This is a genomic window from Segatella sinensis (assembly GCF_040095255.1).
GTDB classification, from domain to species: domain Bacteria; phylum Bacteroidota; class Bacteroidia; order Bacteroidales; family Bacteroidaceae; genus Prevotella; species Prevotella sinensis.
Window position 1 is genome coordinate 20,396 of sequence record NZ_JBBNGE010000018.1, and the last position, 18,274, is coordinate 38,669.

The 18,274-nt window shown below is 45.8% G+C and carries 18 protein-coding genes; 6 read left to right on the top strand and 12 right to left on the bottom strand.

Features of this window, described 5'->3' with window-relative positions:
- The first annotated feature begins 66 nt into the window (after positions 1-66).
- On the top strand, positions 67-1,335 hold the full coding sequence (locus tag AAAT87_RS06895; RefSeq protein ID WP_349226032.1) for a type IX secretion system plug protein: 1,269 nt from the start codon (positions 67-69) through the stop codon (positions 1,333-1,335).
- An 85-nt stretch (positions 1,336-1,420) separates the two neighbouring features.
- Here the strand turns inward: AAAT87_RS06895 and rsxA are convergent, their stop codons facing one another.
- The 7 genes from rsxA to AAAT87_RS06930 all read right to left on the bottom strand — a co-directional run bounded on the left by rsxA (position 1,421) and on the right by AAAT87_RS06930 (position 7,062).
- Positions 1,421-2,023, bottom strand: coding sequence for an electron transport complex subunit RsxA (rsxA, locus tag AAAT87_RS06900; RefSeq protein WP_089542704.1), 603 nt, complete (start codon positions 2,021-2,023; stop codon positions 1,421-1,423).
- A gap of 40 nt (positions 2,024-2,063) precedes the next feature.
- On the bottom strand, positions 2,064-2,648 hold the full coding sequence (gene rsxE, locus AAAT87_RS06905) for an electron transport complex subunit RsxE (protein WP_089542705.1): 585 nt from the start codon (positions 2,646-2,648) through the stop codon (positions 2,064-2,066).
- A 6-nt stretch (positions 2,649-2,654) separates the two neighbouring features.
- Positions 2,655-3,299, bottom strand: coding sequence for an RnfABCDGE type electron transport complex subunit G (locus AAAT87_RS06910; RefSeq protein ID WP_349226033.1), 645 nt, complete (start codon positions 3,297-3,299; stop codon positions 2,655-2,657).
- A gap of 13 nt (positions 3,300-3,312) precedes the next feature.
- On the bottom strand, positions 3,313-4,314 hold the full coding sequence (locus tag AAAT87_RS06915) for an RnfABCDGE type electron transport complex subunit D (protein WP_349226034.1): 1,002 nt from the start codon (positions 4,312-4,314) through the stop codon (positions 3,313-3,315).
- Between the two features lie 41 nt (positions 4,315-4,355).
- Positions 4,356-5,708, bottom strand: coding sequence for an electron transport complex subunit RsxC (rsxC, locus tag AAAT87_RS06920; RefSeq protein ID WP_349226035.1), 1,353 nt, complete (start codon positions 5,706-5,708; stop codon positions 4,356-4,358).
- A gap of 2 nt (positions 5,709-5,710) precedes the next feature.
- Positions 5,711-6,553 carry a Fe-S cluster domain-containing protein gene (locus AAAT87_RS06925; protein ID WP_349226036.1) on the bottom strand — a complete coding sequence of 281 codons (843 nt, stop codon included), beginning with the start codon at positions 6,551-6,553 and terminating at the stop codon, positions 5,711-5,713.
- 89 nt (positions 6,554-6,642) lie between these two features.
- Positions 6,643-7,062, bottom strand: a complete 420-nt coding sequence (locus AAAT87_RS06930) for a SoxR reducing system RseC family protein (protein WP_349226037.1) — start codon at positions 7,060-7,062, stop codon at positions 6,643-6,645.
- A 352-nt stretch (positions 7,063-7,414) separates the two neighbouring features.
- On the opposite strand from AAAT87_RS06930, the gene AAAT87_RS06935 reads away from it, so the two are divergent.
- Together AAAT87_RS06935 and AAAT87_RS15550 are read left to right on the top strand one after the other, a co-directional pair.
- Positions 7,415-7,867, top strand: a complete 453-nt coding sequence (locus AAAT87_RS06935; RefSeq protein ID WP_089542819.1) for a hypothetical protein — start codon at positions 7,415-7,417, stop codon at positions 7,865-7,867.
- Positions 7,868-8,314: 447 nt separating this feature from the next.
- On the top strand, positions 8,315-8,401 hold the full coding sequence (locus AAAT87_RS15550; protein ID WP_412458963.1) for a DUF4377 domain-containing protein: 87 nt from the start codon (positions 8,315-8,317) through the stop codon (positions 8,399-8,401).
- A 177-nt stretch (positions 8,402-8,578) separates the two neighbouring features.
- Here AAAT87_RS15550 and AAAT87_RS06940 read toward each other — a convergent pair whose 3' ends face one another.
- The 3 genes from AAAT87_RS06940 to AAAT87_RS06950 all read right to left on the bottom strand — a co-directional run bounded on the left by AAAT87_RS06940 (position 8,579) and on the right by AAAT87_RS06950 (position 14,160).
- Positions 8,579-10,195 (bottom strand): RagB/SusD family nutrient uptake outer membrane protein, encoded by a 1,617-nt coding sequence (locus AAAT87_RS06940; protein WP_349226038.1) that lies wholly within the window; start codon positions 10,193-10,195, stop codon positions 8,579-8,581.
- A 12-nt stretch (positions 10,196-10,207) separates the two neighbouring features.
- On the bottom strand, positions 10,208-12,907 hold the full coding sequence (locus AAAT87_RS06945; RefSeq protein WP_349226039.1) for a SusC/RagA family TonB-linked outer membrane protein: 2,700 nt from the start codon (positions 12,905-12,907) through the stop codon (positions 10,208-10,210).
- An 899-nt stretch (positions 12,908-13,806) separates the two neighbouring features.
- Complete coding sequence (locus AAAT87_RS06950; protein WP_089542820.1) at positions 13,807-14,160, bottom strand: hypothetical protein; 354 nt, start codon at positions 14,158-14,160, stop codon at positions 13,807-13,809.
- A 467-nt stretch (positions 14,161-14,627) separates the two neighbouring features.
- Here AAAT87_RS06950 and AAAT87_RS06955 point away from each other — a divergent pair, with 467 nt between their 5' ends.
- The 3 genes from AAAT87_RS06955 to aroC all read left to right on the top strand — a co-directional run bounded on the left by AAAT87_RS06955 (position 14,628) and on the right by aroC (position 16,875).
- Positions 14,628-14,912: a hypothetical protein gene (locus tag AAAT87_RS06955; RefSeq protein ID WP_089542711.1), complete on the top strand. Its 285-nt coding sequence runs from the start codon at positions 14,628-14,630 to the stop codon at positions 14,910-14,912.
- Positions 14,913-15,058: 146 nt separating this feature from the next.
- The gene (locus AAAT87_RS06960) at positions 15,059-15,655 is read left to right on the top strand and encodes an FKBP-type peptidyl-prolyl cis-trans isomerase (protein ID WP_089542712.1); all 597 of its coding nucleotides are present in this window, start codon (positions 15,059-15,061) and stop codon (positions 15,653-15,655) included.
- A 77-nt stretch (positions 15,656-15,732) separates the two neighbouring features.
- Positions 15,733-16,875: a chorismate synthase gene (gene aroC, locus AAAT87_RS06965; RefSeq protein WP_295024750.1), complete on the top strand. Its 1,143-nt coding sequence runs from the start codon at positions 15,733-15,735 to the stop codon at positions 16,873-16,875.
- Positions 16,876-16,969: 94 nt separating this feature from the next.
- Here aroC and nth read toward each other — a convergent pair whose 3' ends face one another.
- Both nth and AAAT87_RS06975 read right to left on the bottom strand, forming a co-directional pair.
- Positions 16,970-17,617, bottom strand: a complete 648-nt coding sequence (gene nth, locus AAAT87_RS06970) for an endonuclease III (RefSeq protein ID WP_298529735.1) — start codon at positions 17,615-17,617, stop codon at positions 16,970-16,972.
- Between the two features lie 29 nt (positions 17,618-17,646).
- The gene (locus AAAT87_RS06975; RefSeq protein WP_117663843.1) at positions 17,647-18,261 is read right to left on the bottom strand and encodes an OmpH/Skp family outer membrane protein; all 615 of its coding nucleotides are present in this window, start codon (positions 18,259-18,261) and stop codon (positions 17,647-17,649) included.
- Between the last annotated feature and the right edge of the window lie 13 nt (positions 18,262-18,274).

Consider the following 18,274-nt stretch of genomic DNA (forward strand, 5'->3'; position numbering starts at 1 on the left):
TCTTGGCATAAGGGTTCGATTCTCCTATCGACTACATTCCCCCCTTTTTACCGTATCTTTGCAAGTATGAAAAAGATATTGACTCTCCATATACTTCTCGCCCTCGCTGCCCTGCCCTCACGGGCGCAGAGACACGAGATATACAGTCAGCGCATCGCTACCCTACAGGTAGTGGCGGGCACCGACTGGCAAGCCCTTCCCATCACTTTGCTGAACGGGCAACCCATCCACATCGACTTCGATGACATGACCCACGATTATCATCGATACACCTACAGGATAGAACATTGCGATGCCGACTGGAAGGTTTCTCAGGGACTCTTCGAGACCGACTATCTGAAGGGATGGAACCACGAGCAAGCCATCGACAACATCGAACAATCGCTCAACACCAACCATCTCTACACCCACTATCGCCTCACAATCCCCAACGAGAACTTCCACATCACCATGAGCGGAAACTACAAGCTCACCATCTACGATGACACCGCAGAGACGAACAACCAAGAGGATGAAACTACCGATAAGGATGGCAGAAAGATACTCACCGCCTGCTTTATGGTAGTAGAGCCACAGGTGCAGATTGCCATCGGATATTCTTCGAATACGGACATCGACATCAATAAGCAGCATCAGCAGGTAAGCATGAATGTGAACTACGGAAGCCTAAGAGTAACCAATCCCTCACAACAGATTAAAACCGTGGTGCTGCAGAACGGACGTTGGACTCAGGCAGTATGGAATGCCAAACCTGATTATATCAGCGCAGATGGACTGCAATGGCAACACAACCGCCATCTGATATTCGATGCAGGAAATGAATACCGAAAATTCGAACTGCTCGACATGGATCATCCTACGATGGGAATAGACGAGACAGAATGGGATGGAGAAGAATACCAAATCTATGTAATGCCCGATACCCCTCGCCCCAACTACGTACATGATGAGAGCGCCAAAGGCTCCTTCTACGTGCGCAACAGCGATAACGAGGACAATAATTTCACCTGCGAGTATGCGCCGGTACATTTCCGGCTACAGACCAATCGCCAGCCAGGCGACGTATATCTGAATGCAGACTGGACCTACGACCGCTTTTTGCCTACCTATCGGATGGAATACAACGAAGCCGACCACAGCTATCATGCCACCGTGCTGCTCAAGCAAGGTTATTACAGCTACCAGTATCTGGTGCTCAAAAGCGACGGCAGTACGCAACCCGTGAGTACGGAGGGTAACTTCTTCCAGACGACCAACCGCTATGATGCCCTCATCTATTATCGAGGCACGGGAGATAGAACCGACAGACTGGTAGGCTGGAAAAGCAGCCAATAAAAAAAACGTCCTGAAAGCGCAAAAGCATCATCATACATAATGCTTTTGCCCTCTCAGGGCGTTTTAACTAACTAATACTATCTTTTTACTCCAATCCGAACAAAGCCTTCAAGCCTCCATCTACACCAGAGAAGCCCATGAAGGCAAGACTGAGGAGAGCGGCTGTAACCATCACGATGGCTACGCCCTGCATACCCTTAGGAATGCGAACCAAAGCCTGCTGCTCACGAATACCAGCAAAGACGATGAGAGCCAGGGCAAAGCCGAGGGCTGTAGAGAAGGCATAAACCACACTCTCCAAGAGATTGTAGTCCTTCTGGATAACCAGGATGGCTACACCCAGCACAGCACAGTTGGTAGTAATCAAAGGCAGGAAGATACCGAGTGCCTGATAAAGCGCAGGAGAAACCTTCTTGAGAATAATCTCTACCATCTGAACTAAGGCGGCAATCACGAGGATGAACGCCAGGGTCTGGAGATATTGCAATCCGAACGGATCGAGTACATACTTCTGAACACACCAGGTAATGATGGTTGCCAAGGTCAAGACAAAGGCGATGGCACCACCCATACCGATGGCTGTATCAACTTTCTTCGATACGCCCAGGAAAGGACAGATACCGAGAAACTGCGACAAGACGATGTTGTTGACGAATATCGCAGAGATAAATATCAATAAATATTCCATAATTTCTATTCTATTTCATTGACAGAAGCGATGGCTACGTTTACTTCTTTACCTTATTAAATATCGCAATGATGTATCCCAATGTGAGGAATGCTCCTGGCGGCAGGATGAACATCAGAATATTGGTAGTCTCTGGCAACAGAGTGATACCGAATACGCTTCCTGCACCAAGAATCTCACGGGCACTACCCAAGATAGTCAAACCGAGGGTGAAACCCAAACCGCAGCCGAGACCATCAAAGAGACTGGCAATCGGTGAGTTCTTGGCAGCAAAGCTCTCTGCTCTACCCAAAATGATACAGTTAACTACAATCAATGGGATGTAGATACCCAGAGCCTGGTTGATGCTGTCAGGAGCATAGGCACTCATCAGCATCTGAAGGATGGTTACGAAGGCTGCAATCACGACGATGAAAACAGGGATGCGAACCATATCCGGGGTAATCTTCTTGATACATGAAATCACAAAGTTGGTACAAACCAATACTGCCATGGTTGCCAATCCCATGGAAAGACCGTTGATGGCACTGGTTGTTGTAGCCAAGGTAGGACACATACCGAGGAGCAACACGAAGGTTGGGTTCTCCTTGATGAGTCCGTTCATCAAAATTTTCATATTACTCATATCGGCTTATCCTTTCTTTTCGTTATGTTCAACTTTAGATGCACCGCTCTCGCCATCTACACTCTTACCTGCATAGGCAGCGTAAGCCTGATTGATAGCCTTGAGGAAGGCACGGCTGGTAATGGTTGATGCGGTGATGGCATCTACGGCATTGCCACCCTTATCGTCCTTGCTCACGTGGAGGTCGCCATCCTTTGGAGTCATACCAATGATGCTACCCTTTCCGTCTTTCTGGAACCAGCTGGTTGCCTTGGCACCCAGACCTGGAGTCTCTGAAGCCTGAAGTATGGTGTAACCCATAATCTTGCCTTCGGTATCGAAACCTACGAGCACCTTCAAGTCGCCACCGAAACCGCCGGTAGTACTCTCTACGGCTGCACCCAACTCCTTACCGCTCTTGTCAGAGCACTTGTGGAGGATAAAGGTAAGCTCCTTGCCGCCGAACTCCTGCTTCACCTCTTCAGGTTCAGCCACCTGGAGATCTTCAGTGCCCATCACGCTCTTGATACCGGCAGCCAGACTCTGGGCAGCCTTCTCGGCGATAGGACCTGAAGTAAGGTTGTTGATACAAGCCAGCACGGCACCCACAACGAGTGCTACACCTACGAGCACCAAAACCATGTTCTTTAATGATGATTCTAATTTCTGCATGTCTCAGTCCTCCTTATTTCTTAGCAGGCTTCTCACCGAAGCGCTTTGGTTTAACGTATGTATTAATAAGAGGTGTGAACGCATTCATGATAAGAATGGCGAACGACATACCTTCCGGATAACTACCCCAGTTACGGATGATAACGGTGAGAAGACCGATGCAGACACCGTAGATGAGCATACCCTTGTGAGTCATCGGTGATGTTACATAATCGGTTGCCATGAAGATGGCACCGAGCATCAGACCACCACTGAAGATGACTGCCAGAGGATTGGCATAAACAGGATTAGCCAAATGCATCAAACCGCTGAAAACGAATACGGTAGCGATGATGCTGACTGGAATATGCCAGGTGATGACCTTCTTCCAGAGCATGTAAGCCAAACCGAGCAAGAGGGCGAATGCACAAACCTCACCGGTAGTTCCGGCACCGAAGGTATCTCCAGTAGCACCGAAGAGCAGGCTCATGGAATCAGGCAACTGATTCAGGAGAGAAGAATCGCCAGTCTTGATGGCTGTCTTCATGATAGCCAGCGGTGTAGCACCAGTTGTAGCATCGGTATAGCTGAGCATCTGTCCAGCCACAGGCCATGATGTCATCTGTGCAGGGAAACTGACGAGCAGGAAGCAACGGCCTACCAAAGCAGGATTGAAAGGATTGTTACCCAGACCGCCGAAACTCATCTTACCCACACCGATGGCAAACAGGGCACCGATGATGATGATCCAGAGAAGAAGGTTACTTGGCAAGTTCATGCCGAGCAGAAGACCGGTGATGATGGCAGAACCATCGAGCAAGCTGGTCTCCTCCTTCAGGAGATATTTTGTAATTGCCCACTCAAAGAAGACGCAGGCTGCCACAGAGGTGAGCAGTACGACTGCTGAACCCAGACCGAAGAAATAGAAAGATGCGAGGATGGCAGGCACGAGAGCGATGATCACTCCGTACATGTTCTTCTCCACGCTCTCATTTCCATGGGCATGTGGCGATAATGAAACGATTAATTTTCCCATTTTACTTAATCAAGTATTTGGTTTGTTTTTACTTTTATTCTTTACTTCTTGGCACTTCGTGCTCTGATGATGCCCATCACCGCTGCCTTACCTTTGATGATGTTATCGAGGATAGGACGATGAGATGGACAGGTGAACTGGCATGAACCGCAGGCTATGCAGGATGTTACCTCCTCAGCCTCCAGACGTTCATAATCCTTCACTACGCTCAGGGTAGCAAGCAAGTATGGCTCCAGGCCCATTGGGCAGGCATCCACACACTTGGCACAGCGGATACATGGCTGAGCCTTCTTGCGATGAGCATCCGCATCGGTCAATACGGTGATGGAGTTGGTACCCTTGGTTACAGGAACATCGAGACTGATTACAGCCTTACCCATCATCGGACCACCAGCCAACACCTTGTTGTCGCCCTCAGGCAAACCGCCACAATTCTCAATCATCTGAGAAAATGGAGTTCCCATACGCACGAGGAAGTTGCCAGGATTCTTCACCTGCTTTCCGGTAACAGTGGTATAGCGCTCGAAGAGAGGCTTGTTCTTCATAACTGCCTGATAAACAGCGAAGGCAGTACCTACATTCTGAACAATTGCTCCAACGTTAACAGGGATAGCTGGAGGAGCTGGAACCTGACGGCGGATGACGGCATCCACCAGCTGCTTCTCACCACCCTGCGGATACTTCTTAGCCAGAGGAACAATCTCGATACGAGAATCATTGGCAGTCTTTTCCTCGAAGAGCTTGATGGCAGCAGGCTTGTTGTCCTCGATACCAATGTAGCCCTTCTCTACCTTTGCCGCCTTCATCAGAAGGTTCAAGCCAACGAGAATCTCATCGGCATGCTCCATCATCAGGCGATAATCGGCTGTGATATAAGGCTCGCACTCTACACCATTGATGATGACGCACTCAGCCTTGGCACCAGGAGGAGGACAAAGCTTGATGAAGGTTGGGAAACCGGCACCACCCATACCAGTGACACCAGCCACCTTGATACGGTTGACAATCTCTTCTGGAGTCAGCTCAGCATGAGCCTCCAGAGTCTCGAGTTTATCAGAGCGGTCGATACTCTCCTCCCATTCATCGCCTTCTACATTAATGATAATGCAAGGCTTGCGATAACCGGTAGCATCAATAGATGTATCTACCTTGAACACGGTTCCTGATACGGAACTGTAAATAGGAGCACTCACAAAGCCACCAGCCTCAGCGATGAGTGTACCCACCTTCACCTTGTCGCCCTTGGCAACCACAGGCTTGGCAGGAGCACCGATATGCTGACCAAGTGGAAAAATAGCCTGCTTAGGGAGAGGAGCTACCTGAGTAGCCATCTCGGCAGTAATCTTATTCTCTTCTGGGTGAACTCCACCAATTCTAAAAGTTCTCAAATTCATGATTATTCCTCCTTTTTCTTAACTGGGAAATTAACTTTTACGAGAGCACCGGTTGGGCATTCGTCAACACACTTGGTACACATGCGGCACTTGTTGAAATCGATATAAGCCACATTGTTCTCGACGTTGATAGCATCAAACTTGCAGACCTTCTGACACTTACCGCATCCGATGCAAGCAACGCTACAAGCCTTCTTAGCCACAGCACCCTTGTCGTGGTTCACGCACTGCACGTAAACACGGCGACCCTTAGGACCCTTCTTTCGAAGCTCGATGATATGACGTGGACAAGCCTTGGCGCAAGCACCACAACCCGTACACTTCTCCTCATCAACCTCAGGAAGCCCCGTCTCAGGATTGATAGAGATGGCACCAAACTGGCAGGCAGCCACGCAATCGCCACAACCCAGACAGCCGAAACCGCAGCCGGTTTCAACGGCACCACAGGAGTTCATGGCAGCACAAGTGTGCAAACCATCATACTCGGCAATGCGAGGACGATGCTCGCAAGAGCCATTACAACGAACCACTGCCACCTTAGCCTCTGTGTTAGCCACAGCCAAACCAAGGAGATCAGCCACCTTGCCCATCACGTCGGCACCACCCACAGGACACATCTGTCCGTCGATGCTACCGGCATCAGCACCCTTAACCAGCGCAGCAGCCATACCGGAACATCCGGCAAAACCGCAACCACCGCAGTTGGCACCAGGAAGGAGTTCTCCTACCTGTCCCAACCGAGGGTCTTCTTCAACGGCAAACTTCTTGGATACCCCGAAGAGCACCAGCGCTGCTACCAGCGCAATGGCACCGAGTACCAAGACAGCACTCAAAATTAAATCCATAATAGTTTGTATTTGTTTTGTTAATATTTCTAATTATTTCTATATCAGCCAACATCCTGTAATCGAGCCTGAAAAGCTGGATAATCATTCTAGCAGCAGGGTTCAAGACTAAAGCTTAATTTATTTCGTAGTTTGTTTCTCAAGAGATAAAGCCCTATATAATAAGGTATCAATATTCCCAAGGCAGACACAGCGGCATATCCCTCTGATTGCGTGATTTTCAGTACAGTAACCAAAGCCACAACCATCAGGAGCAGAGGCAGCAAATAGCCATACATGCTGGCGCGGAAGCCAACAGCCGTATCTGCCACCACAACAACAGAGTCACCCAGCTGATACTTGACAGCATCAGCAACCTGCACCTCGATAATCTTTTCTTTCGTTTCAGAAGCATTGCAATGCGCAGCCACCTTACAGGCACTGCATGCAGATGACTGAAGGATGCGCACGCGCACACAGCCCTCTTCTACTCCATCCACTACTCCATTATGCTTAATTTTATTACTCATTTCCTAATCTTGTTCATAAGGTTAGCCTTTCCTCTCCTACACAAGAGCACCTATTTTAAGGTGTCTTATTGCAAAGTCGAGTTAGCAATTCCAATTTGTTTGCAAAGATAATATATTATTTATAAATGACAAACAAAATCACCAGATTATTTAATTAAAAGAAACGTAAACGTTTTCTATTTTACATTTTAGACCATAAAAACTGAGAAAAACACAGAAATAAACGGATAAAAATAGTTTTTTTATAATTTTCTCGCCATCTTCTTTGTTTATATCATTTTTTTGTGTACCTTTGCAAAAAACAAGAAAGCCAACAACACCTAGCGTGTCGAGGCACGAAAACACTAAGATTATGGAAATAACAGAGCAGATGACAATTCAGCAAGTTGAGCGCTTTATCAAAAAGATAGCTCAAAAGTTTCCAGCACAACCTTCAAATGAAGAAAACGCCGTGCTGACCGACATCCATGTAAGAGTTTCCCAAGACAGTGGTGAACTCCTTGCCTTTGACGATGACGACACAGAGATTACTCGCTGCGTAGTTGAGCAATGGATAGACAACAAGGATGAGAACTTCTATGATGAGGTGGCAAAGATTTTGCGAGACACCTTGCGCAAGAATTCTGAGATCGTTGATAATCTCGGAATCCTTAAGCCATATAGCTTCGTGCTGGAAGATGACGACAAGGAAAACCTCGGCGAACTCTATCTTGCCGATGATGATACCATTATTCTGGGTGGTGACCTGATGGAAAACCTGGATCACGACCTCGATGAATTCCTTGACGACTTGTTAAAAGAATAAACTATAAAAGTGATGCTATTTTGGTGCTCTCAAGTATCAACAACGTAAGCCATCAGAAAACCCCGTCTTGCATATTCTTTGAAAAACTTGTAGAACCTTTCAAAATTTCCACAAGTTTTTCAGAGATTTTCTGAGATACCTGCGGACAGGCGCGCGGTCACCTTCAACTGCTCGGATATCTCCGTGTCACTAGAGGTATGACTTACATCTGTCCAACACTCCCCATCTTGATATTCTCACTATTTCCCTCACTACGCCAACTGTAATTTACAATCGCCATATAGTTAAGAAACAGAAAAATGTGCCCACTAGTGGGTCCAACTATGCCCGTCGCATGGGCATCCACAGCCCACCAAGCGGGCATCCACAGAACAAGCGCTGGGCAACAAGTGCCCGTAGGGCGGGCAACGAGTGCCCAAATATTGAAACTAATCTTGGGCAACACTGATATATGCTAATCCACCAGCAGATGAATCAAGCTATGACTATACTCTTATAAAAGTGGTGTCAAAAATGGCAAAGGGATATGAGTAGTAGAGAGTTTGGATAGCATCAAATCAAACAATGAAAAATATAGCCAAGACTGCACAAAGGCTTACGCAGTGCTGAAACATCAAAAGTTCCAATTTGCTGTGCAATGATGTGCGCTCACCTTGGCAGTCTTGGCAGGGAAAATGATTTCATGTGAATGAAAAGCTTATGGCAACTATATCAATAACTTGGATTCTGTTTTAATTTCTTGTTTAAATCCAGACATCTTTGTGGTATTGGGAAAACCGTTGTAAAACCGGTAGACTCCTTTTCTAATGGAGTTCTTTGATCATATGCCTTGGTATATTTGCCAAAACGGATGAGATCTTGACGTCTCCAACCTTCCCAAACCAATTCCAGCAGACGCTCCTTTAGAATGTTGTCCAAATTGGCTTCCACATGAGGCATTCCTACTCGGTCTCTTATAGCGTTCAGCTCTATTGAACCATCCTCGCCATTGCGAACTTTCGCCTCGGCTTCCATCAACAGCGCGTCACCATATCTAAAAAGGACGATATCGTTGTCAACCTGCCGTCCGTCCGAATAGGCGGTTCGATCAACCTCGTATTTGCCTACACGAGCGCCTGCCGTCTGTTTATATGGGCTGTCGCTGAGGTTCAGTTTCAGATCAAGCGGCATGTACACCAACGGCTTCCCGTTGTCCAAATATATCTTCTTTCCGTCAACAAGCACGGTATCTGCATAGAAGTTTATCTTGAATCTATTGTCAACATTGTCCGTTCCGTAACCGAAAGCCTTGACGGTTGAAACAGTTGCACATGTGCCGTTTTCAGAAGAACCACCATAAGCTCCGCCATGTTTGTAGTGGCGTGAGCGGAAAAGATAGTGGTATTCGTTCAAATATAAGTTCTTGTCCAATGGGATTGTGAAGATGTTCTCCTTGGAATTTTCATTATGAACCGCAAAGTTCGATGCGTAGTCGCTCTCCAACTCATAGCCTTCTTGCCGCAGTTGCTCGCAATACCAGATGCAGGTTTCCCAAGCGTTCTTTTTCTCGCCATTCACATTGAAGTAAATGCTTTTCCCGTCCTGACGCTTGCCATCGGTCCAGTTATCATCCGTATATATTTCCGCATTCAAGGCAAGCTTTGCAAGCAGGAAGTTTGCGACCGGGCGTGTCACACGTCCGTAATAGTCCCCCTCCTTGTTGGAATGCTCATCGGCGAGCTGTGGGGCAACATCCTGCAACTCGTCAACAATAAACTTGAATACCTCACTTCTTTCGCTTTGCGTTACCTGCTCCAATTTCACATCGTATGATGTTACGATAGGAACACGCCCGAACATATCCATCGCATAATAGTAGAACAAGGCTCGTACAGCTCTTACCTCTGCCGTGAAATCTCTTGTCTGTTCTGCAGAAAGCAGACTCTGATGGCTGTCAATGATAGAAAGCGACTGGTTAGATAAAACAATTACCTTGAAGAGGTATTTCCATACATTATATAAATTAATATCATTGGCATTCCATTTGTGCTGATACATGTTCTCCCACAAACCGCCATCATACCAGTCTCCACCACGGATTGGATTCATTGCCTCGTCAGTGGTCAAGGTATTGTAGTCGTAAATACCCCGGCAAGTTCCTTGAAGCCCTTCCGACTCCTGATTGCTCCCTATGTAGTTGTACAGGGAAGCTACTGCGTTTTTGTATATATTATCAGCATTGTTGTAGATTGCCTCCTGGTCCAGCTGGTCTTTGGGATGCTCATCCAGACAGCTGCTGAAACAAAGCATTAACGGTGCTGCTAATATGTATTTAATAATAGTCTTCATACTCTTTTCGTTTTAAAATTGTACACTCAGTCCCAATGAGTAAGTACGGTATAATGGATAGTTGCGCTTGTCGTCAATACCCATCGTACTGTTGACAACATAGCTATTTATCATTGGTGTCAAACCTTTATATCCGGTGATTGTTCCAATGTTGCTAATGTTGCATGATACACGCAAGGAACGAATAAGCTTGCTCCTCAAAGGCACATTGTAGCCTATTGTCAGATGCTCGAAGTTCAGGTAGTCACCTTTTTCAAGCCAGTAGTCAGAGACTCTCTGGTCTATGATGTTCTTCTTTGGAGCATCCTTCAAGACATTGTAGTCTGGGAAGCAAGCCATGCTTGTGTAAGCCAGTCCTGTTCCGTTGAAAATCTTGTGCCCGAATGCTCCATTCATCTGTATGGAGATATAGTAATTCTTGTATCTGAAACTGATGTTTGAGCCAAGGATCACCTTTGGTGTGGCTTGTCCTGCAATGTATCGGTCGCCTCCATCGCTTAAGTCCACATTGCCATTATGGTCAAGGTCCTCTATGTCGTAAAAATAGCTGCCGTTCTCGTTCTTGACAAGTCCCTTGCAATGGGGTAGGTAGAAAACGCCAAGTGGCTGTCCAACTATCTGATAGACCACGTTGTTGTCGCCGCCGTTTTGACCAGCACCATCCAATGATCCAATAGCGGTGATGTTTGCTGCCGACATGCTCATTCCCTTGTAATCTCCACTTAGCGAGATGAGTTTGTTGCTTTGAAACGACAGATTCATATTGATGTTAAGATCCAGGTCCTTCTTGCTTATTGGCTGCACGGACAACCCCAGTTCAAATCCGCGGTTTGACATAGAGCCAATGTTTGCCAGCAATGTATTGTATGCGAATGGTGGAACCGGAACCTCATAGGCGTAGAGCATGTCGGTGGTCTTGGAATAGTAATACTCTGCTGTAAGCATAAGCCTGTTGGCAAAGAGACCAATGTCCGCACCGAGGTTAAACGTTGTCTTCGTTTCCCACTTCAAATCAGGATTGTTGTTTTTTACCATACCAAGGGTTACTGTTGGAGAACTCTTGACCGGAACAATGCCTGTCTGCCTTACAGTGTTCATGGTTGTGTAGGCTGTGATACCGCCAAGATTGCCGGCCTGTCCCAGACCCGTGCGGAGTTTGAGCATTGACAGCGGTTTTATGTTGGCAAGGAAGCTTTCCTTCTTCATGTCCCAAGTGAATGATACAGATGGGAAGAATCCCCATGTGTTGTTGTCACCTACCATTGACGATCCGTCACCGCGTGCATTTACCGCTAAGGTATATCTGTCAAGCAGATTATAAGTGATGCTTCCCATTACAGAAGCCAGAGACTGGTCTTCGTAAGTGCTTTCTGTTCCACCGTATGGACGGGCTGCCGTAGCACCGAGATTGTCGTAATGAAAATCGTTTGTAGGTATTCCCTTGGCATACACCCAGAAAGCAGTTTTTCTCAGTTTTCTGTATTCACTGCTTACTCCGGCAGAGACCTTATGTATGCCGAACTCTTTGTTGAAATCAAGAGATACATTGCCAAGCCATTCCTCTTTCTTGAACTCTCCACGGTACACGTTGCCTTGTGCCCATACCCATGTCGGACAGAATTGTCCGTTTTCGGTAGAGCCATACAGGTAAGAGCCGAAGGTGGATACACGCCAGTTCTTATTGAAATCGTAGCTCAGCTTTATGTGTGCGTCAAAGTTCAAATCCTTGGAGTCGTTTTTCTCTTCAAGCAATATGCCGGGTGGGTTGACATGCGTTGCCGATTCGTTTTTCAGCCAGTTTCCATGCTCGTCAGTACCTGCAGGGAAAGTTGGATTCTGGCATGCTGCGGAATAGAACAGCATCTGCGTATCAAAGATGTCATGGTTCTTGAATGAAGAGCCGAAAACTCCGAATTCTCCGGTTAGTCTGTCATTGAAGGCTTTCTGGGTTACATCAACTTTGGCAACAAAAACGTTATAGTCCATCTTCTTGATGATGGTGTTGTGGTCCATTACTCCGAAAGATGCACGATAGTTTGACTGTGGCGTACCTCCGCTGAATGCAAGGTAATGATTGTTCACCATACCCGTGCGTGTTATCACCTTGTAGTTATCGGTATTGAAACCTCCGTTGTTGCAATAGATACCCAATGCCTTTGCCGTTGCAACATATTCAGCAGCATTGAGCATCTCCAGGTGTTTGTACATCTGCTCGAACCCCACATTACCCTCATACGAGATCTGGAATCCTCGTCCTGTGCCTTTCTTGGTTTTCACCTCTATAACACCAGACGCTCCACGTGAACCATACATGGCGGTCTCCGCAGCATTCTTTAATATACGAAAACTCTCAATGTCTGCAGGATAGATGGTTGATAGGGTAAGTACATCAGAAGTGACACCATCAATCAGCACTAAAGGGTCATTGCCTCCGATGATGGAGGTTGTACCACGTACTCGCACACTATTGAGCATAGCCATACGATCCAGACCGTTGGATGTCACGTTGACACCAGCAGCCTGACCACTCAACACGTCAAGGGCGTTATTTACCGCCCCCTTGTTGGAATGATTTCCAACTATCTTTATAATATTACTTCCATTGTCAATGGAATCTTTCCGTTCTGTAGGAACTTGCTTTTGTGCATGAGCCAAAGAACTACAAAAGAGCGCAACGAGAAGTAATGTAAAGTCTTTTTTGCTCTTTGCCATTTTCTATTTCTATTACTTTGGTTATGGATGATTTCCGATAAGCAAAGATAAGGTGCAATACATTAAAAATCGTATACAAACCCCAATATTTATGCATTATTAACGATAAAGAAGTAAGTGCGTAGAGTATTACTCCATAACAGTTGCACCTGCCAATGAATGTAACGGTTTACGGAGTTTTTGAGAACGTAAAATATTTGTGATTTTTCATTGTTACATCACAGGCTACTAAAATATTTGGCGTTATCAAATAAATACAATATCTTTGCAACCGTAAGAGTTGTTTGAACCATTATGCAAAGTAAAGCAGGCAGAAGTAGTCTGACTTTCGCTAAATCGTTACCATAAATAAAACAGTCGAAACAACTATGCTGATTATTAGACTGATACAACTTTTTTGATTATCCTCTGCAAAAAGAAGCACTTTTCACTTCATAAAGGAAGGTACGGATGAACCAGTAGCAAACGATACCTGCCAGATAACCTACGAAAGCAATTATACTAACAAGAGCAAAGCCCATCCTCCCGGATGGGCTTTAGCATTTAATACAAAAACATTATGAATTATTTCTATTAGCGAACAAGATTCGTTTTATTAATATATTCTATCTAAAAGTTATATTTCAAACAAACTGATAGTTTCAAACAATTACCGTACTCCTACGATTAATCTATTCTCGTTTACGGGTGCAAAGATACGGCTTTTTTCTTATTCTTGCAATACCTAATAATGGGGGTTTTAGACAATACCTAAAACTGATGAGCCAGACACTTTAGGCTATTGCCATTTTCCCCTCTCCTATAGACACAAAAAAACTGCAAGCCAGACTTATCGTCCAACCTGCAGTCCATTCATATCTCTCTCTTATAATTTCTTTTCTGAATTCAATCGAATTGAATTACTTCAAACCACGATTCATAAGTGTTGCATTCAGAAGCATCACATACTTGCGATACTGAGAATCATTGAGGATGCTGTGCATGTACTTGAGATCCTTAATGACAGCCTTGTCAATCATAGCTGCACGCTCATCCTTTGCTGCAGTTGCAGCATTCATCATATCAGCAGTGAAGTTCTTGTGAACATCAGCTACAGCCTCTGCCTGATCAATATTGAGTGACAATGCATTAGCCAAGCTACCCATCTTTACATTCATGTTGTAAGCTGCTGTTGCGTTTGTTGCCTCGTCTGCTGCGAAAGTAGTTGTTGCCATTGCGAACATTGCTACTGCCAAAATCATAATCTTTTTCATAATCTTTTTACCTTTCTTTACTTTACGAGCCATCTTCTGAACCTACACTATCTCTCTTATAACCTAGGAGGCTCTAGAAGGACTCTTGTTAAACATTATCCTGATGTCTTTTCTTTAAGACACTGCAAAGATACAAACTTTCTGTTGTGTACGCAAACAATTTGCAAGAAAAATGCTCTAAAGGGCCTCTTTTTTGATATATATCAACATCAAAAGGCTTCTTTCTTCTACTTTTCGTTATCTAACACTTGTTTTTGCATTCAAAAGGTAAGCAGTTTTACAATATCAGTAACATTTGCGTTTCAAAAGAGAACTACTATGAGAAAAAGCCTGGCAAGTTGCTATTTTCCAGCCATAGAAAAAGAGCACTCTGAATATTTTTTCCCGAAAACCCCAATATTTCTACTATTTCTTTTCCATATCCCAATTATTTATTGTATCTTTGCAGAAGATTTACAATAGAAACAATGGAAGAACAAAATCATATAGACAAGGCACTCGCCTTCCTCGAAAGCCTCGAAAAGTTGGGAAACCAGCTCAAAGTAGCAGAAGAGAATCAGAAACAGTTCCTCGCCAGAATGCTTGAACTCAAGAAATCCGGCGAAACTGACAGTGAGGAATACGCTGACCTTTCACGCAAGAGCAAAGGATTACAGGACATCATCGACAAATGGCGCCCTATCTATCTGGAGCGAATGGAAATGGTGAAAAGCGTACAGATGAAGAAGCGCAAGCGCACTGGAAAGAAGTAACTACAATAGTGGCTATCAGGCTGGGACAAAGAACCTGCAAGCAAGGTATAAAGAAGCAATATATATAATGTACGCGCGTACATTATATATATCAAATAACCTACAGATAGCACTATCAATAGAAAACAATAAAAAAACAAAATAAAATGGAATCAAACAACAAAAACAAGTTTATTAGAGTATCATACGCATTGTATGACGTAACAAAGGGTGATAACGGCGAAGAAATGCTGATTGAGCGCACAACAGATGAGCGTCCTTTCTTCTTCATCAGCGGTATGGGTGTAACCTTGCCTGCTTTCGAGGAGAAGGTAGTTGATTTGGCTGAGGGCGAAGAGTTCGACTTCGAGTTGGATCCTGAGCAGGCTTATGGTTTGCACTATGACGAGCGCGTAATCGACCTCGACAAGCAGATCTTCACTATCAATGGACAGTTTGACGCTCAGCACGTACAGGTAGGTGCTATCATCCCATTGCAGAACGAGGATGGTAACCGCTTCAATGCTGTAGTCAAGAATATCACAGACGAGAAGGTAACTTGCGACCTCAACCACCCATTGGCAGGTTTGAAGCTTAACTTCTGCGGTCAGGTTCTTGAGAGCCGTGAGGCAACAGCAGAGGAAATCGCCAAGATGGCTCAGATCATCAGCGGTGAGGCTGGTGGTTGCGGCGGCGGTTGCGACAACTGCGGCGGTGACTGCAAGGATGGCAACTGCGAGGGCGGCTGCGATTGCAACAAGTAAAATTTGAGAATAAACGATAGCGGCTATCTCAATACCATTGGGATAGCCGTTTTTCATATCAACTAAAGAATTTGGCAATGAGGAATACATTTGGCAATCTTTTCACTCTCACAACATTTGGCGAGAGTCATGGCATAGCTGTAGGAGGCGTCATCGACGGTTTCCCTGCAGGCATAGACATCGATATGGACTTTATCCAGAGCGAGCTCAACCGTCGTCGCCCTGGACAAAGTCACATCACCACAGCACGAAAGGAAGCAGACCAGGTAGAATTTCTAAGTGGTGTTTTCGAGGGAAAATCTACGGGAACCCCTATCGGCTTTGAGGTACGCAACCAAAACCAGCATTCTCAGGATTATGAGAATATGCGCTGTCTGTTCCGACCATCCCATGCCGACTTCACTTACAATGAGAAGTATGGCATCCGTGATCATCGCGGTGGCGGCCGTTCATCTGCACGCATCACCATCGCCCGCTGCGTAGGTGGCGCCCTGGCCAAGTTGGCACTCCGCCAGCTCGGCGTCAGCATTACGGCATATACATCGCAGGTTGGCAGTATCGCTCTGGAGAAGGATTACCATCTATATGATTTCAACACCATAGAGGGCAATCCTGTTCGTTGTCCAGACCAGGCAAAGGCAAAGGAGATGGAAGAACTCATCGCCCAGGTCAAGGCTGATGGTGATACCATCGGAGGCATCATCACCTGTGTCATCCAGGGATGTCCTGTAGGATTGGGGGAACCGGAATTCGATAAACTCCATTCCCAACTTGGTGCAGCCATGCTCGGCATCAATGCCGTCAAAGGATTTGAATATGGAGAAGGATTCGCCGGAGTTACTGCTCGTGGAAGTGAACAGAATGACGTCTTCGTTCCTAAAGCTAAGAATATGGATGCTACTGATGATGCGGCAAACCATCAGGAAACTACAATCAATCAGGATGTTGCAGCTCGCATCACGACCAAGAGCAACCACAGCGGCGGCATCCAGGGAGGATTGAGCAATGGTCAGGATATCTACTTCCGGGTAGCCTTTAAACCAGTAGCTACCCTCCTGATGGAACAGGATACTGTAGATTTGGAAGGAAATCCTACCAAACTCACAGCTCGCGGACGCCACGATCCATGCGTATTGCCAAGAGCCGTACCTGTAGTAGAGGCAATGGCAGCCATGGTTATCCTGGATAATTATCTTTTGAATAAAACGGTGAGATTATAAAAATAGTTAGGAGTTAAGATTGAGGAGTTGACTACCAACCACAACAACTTCCAATTCTTAACTCCTATCTTTTTAACAAATATCTCCTCACAGGTCAAAGTTTACTGTCCTTCAAGAGTTTTGGACAATATTCATTGAAGAAGCATTTATCACAAAGCGGCTTGGCACTTTTGCAGATATACCTGCCGTGCAACAGAATCCAGTGATGCGCATTCGGAATATCTTCTGCCGGAATGTGCTTCATCAGATAATCCTCCACCTTGCGAGGCGTATCAGCCGTACGAGGCACCAAGCCCATGCGATGGCTCACACGATAAACATGCGTATCCACCGCCATCGTGGCATGCCCAAACCAAACGGCACGGATCACATTCGCTGTCTTTCGCCCCACTCCAGCCAGTTTCACCAGATCATCAGCAGTCTCCGGCACCTCACCTCCAAAGAGTTCAACCAGTTGCCGTGACATCTGTGCCAGATGTTTCGCCTTGGCATTGGGATAGCTTACCGAACTGATCAGCTCATAGATATCCTCCTCACTCGCCTCCGCCATGTGCCGTGCATCTGGATAGCGGGCAAAAAGAGCCGGCGTAACCATATTGATACGCTTGTCGGTACACTGAGCCGAAAGCAAGGTCGCAACCAGAAGCTGAAATGCGCTACCGAATTGCAACTCGGTAGTCACATTCGGCAGCGCATTTCTGAAGTGATTCAATATGAAATCGTATCTTTCGTTACGAAGCATATTTCAATACGTTTATATTTTCCGGAATATTACTTCTTCTTGGCAGGAGTTTCCTCTGCACCCTTCAACTTGCCCTTGTAAGCCTTGTTCAAGCCAGTGATAACCTCACTGGTAATATCGTATGCCTTATCAGCATAAAGCAGATTGTCACCACTCTTAGAGAAGATGATGCTATACTTCTTGTCCTTGTTATATTGAGCCAAATAGTTAGCAATGCTGTCGTGGAGAGCCTTGTTGTACTTGTTCTGCTCAGCAGCAAACTCATTGCTCAAACGCTGCTGCAATCCCTGAAGATCATTGTTCTGCTTCTGCAAACCAGCCTGGATAGCCTCAGCCTGCTCACGGGTGTAAGCATTCTGCTGAATCTTCTGCTGGAAGTTAGCAGCAGCAGCCTGCAACTGCTGACCCTTCTGAGCGATAGTAGCCTGAATATTCTGACCCTTTTTCTCCAGCAAGGCAGCATACTCCTTAGCGAATGTGTATTGAGTCATGATAGAGTCAACCTCTACATAAGCAATCTTCAACTCTGCTGGAGCCTTGCTCTCAGACTTAGCCTCAACCTGAGGCTGTGACTTATTGCATGATGCCAACGACAAGGCAGCTACAGCAGCAATAGCCACTGAACTCAAAATGTTCTTTTTCATTTCTTCTGTATTT

Excerpts from the sequence above, each read along its gene's own strand:
- AAAT87_RS06930 (WP_349226037.1), bottom strand. The coding sequence starts at position 7,062 with ATGAGTAATAAAATTAAGCATAATGGAGTAGTGGATGGAGTAGAAGAG.
- rsxA (WP_089542704.1), bottom strand. The coding sequence starts at position 2,023 with ATGGAATATTTATTGATATTTATCTCTGCGATATTCGTCAACAACATC.
- rsxC (WP_349226035.1), bottom strand. The coding sequence starts at position 5,708 with ATGAATTTGAGAACTTTTAGAATTGGTGGAGTTCACCCAGAAGAGAAT.
- rsxE (WP_089542705.1), bottom strand. The coding sequence starts at position 2,648 with ATGAGTAATATGAAAATTTTGATGAACGGACTCATCAAGGAGAACCCA.
- AAAT87_RS06935 (WP_089542819.1), top strand. The coding sequence starts at position 7,415 with ATGGAAATAACAGAGCAGATGACAATTCAGCAAGTTGAGCGCTTTATC.
- AAAT87_RS06960 (WP_089542712.1), top strand. The coding sequence starts at position 15,059 with ATGGAATCAAACAACAAAAACAAGTTTATTAGAGTATCATACGCATTG.
- AAAT87_RS06955 (WP_089542711.1), top strand. The coding sequence starts at position 14,628 with ATGGAAGAACAAAATCATATAGACAAGGCACTCGCCTTCCTCGAAAGC.
- aroC (WP_295024750.1), top strand. The coding sequence starts at position 15,733 with ATGAGGAATACATTTGGCAATCTTTTCACTCTCACAACATTTGGCGAG.
- AAAT87_RS06925 (WP_349226036.1), bottom strand. The coding sequence starts at position 6,553 with ATGGATTTAATTTTGAGTGCTGTCTTGGTACTCGGTGCCATTGCGCTG.
- AAAT87_RS06940 (WP_349226038.1), bottom strand. The coding sequence starts at position 10,195 with ATGAAGACTATTATTAAATACATATTAGCAGCACCGTTAATGCTTTGT.
- AAAT87_RS06915 (WP_349226034.1), bottom strand. The coding sequence starts at position 4,314 with ATGGGAAAATTAATCGTTTCATTATCGCCACATGCCCATGGAAATGAG.
- AAAT87_RS06950 (WP_089542820.1), bottom strand. The coding sequence starts at position 14,160 with ATGAAAAAGATTATGATTTTGGCAGTAGCAATGTTCGCAATGGCAACA.
- AAAT87_RS06945 (WP_349226039.1), bottom strand. The coding sequence starts at position 12,907 with ATGGCAAAGAGCAAAAAAGACTTTACATTACTTCTCGTTGCGCTCTTT.
- AAAT87_RS06895 (WP_349226032.1), top strand. The coding sequence starts at position 67 with ATGAAAAAGATATTGACTCTCCATATACTTCTCGCCCTCGCTGCCCTG.
- AAAT87_RS06975 (WP_117663843.1), bottom strand. The coding sequence starts at position 18,261 with ATGAAAAAGAACATTTTGAGTTCAGTGGCTATTGCTGCTGTAGCTGCC.
- nth (WP_298529735.1), bottom strand. The coding sequence starts at position 17,617 with ATGCTTCGTAACGAAAGATACGATTTCATATTGAATCACTTCAGAAAT.
- AAAT87_RS06910 (WP_349226033.1), bottom strand. The coding sequence starts at position 3,299 with ATGCAGAAATTAGAATCATCATTAAAGAACATGGTTTTGGTGCTCGTA.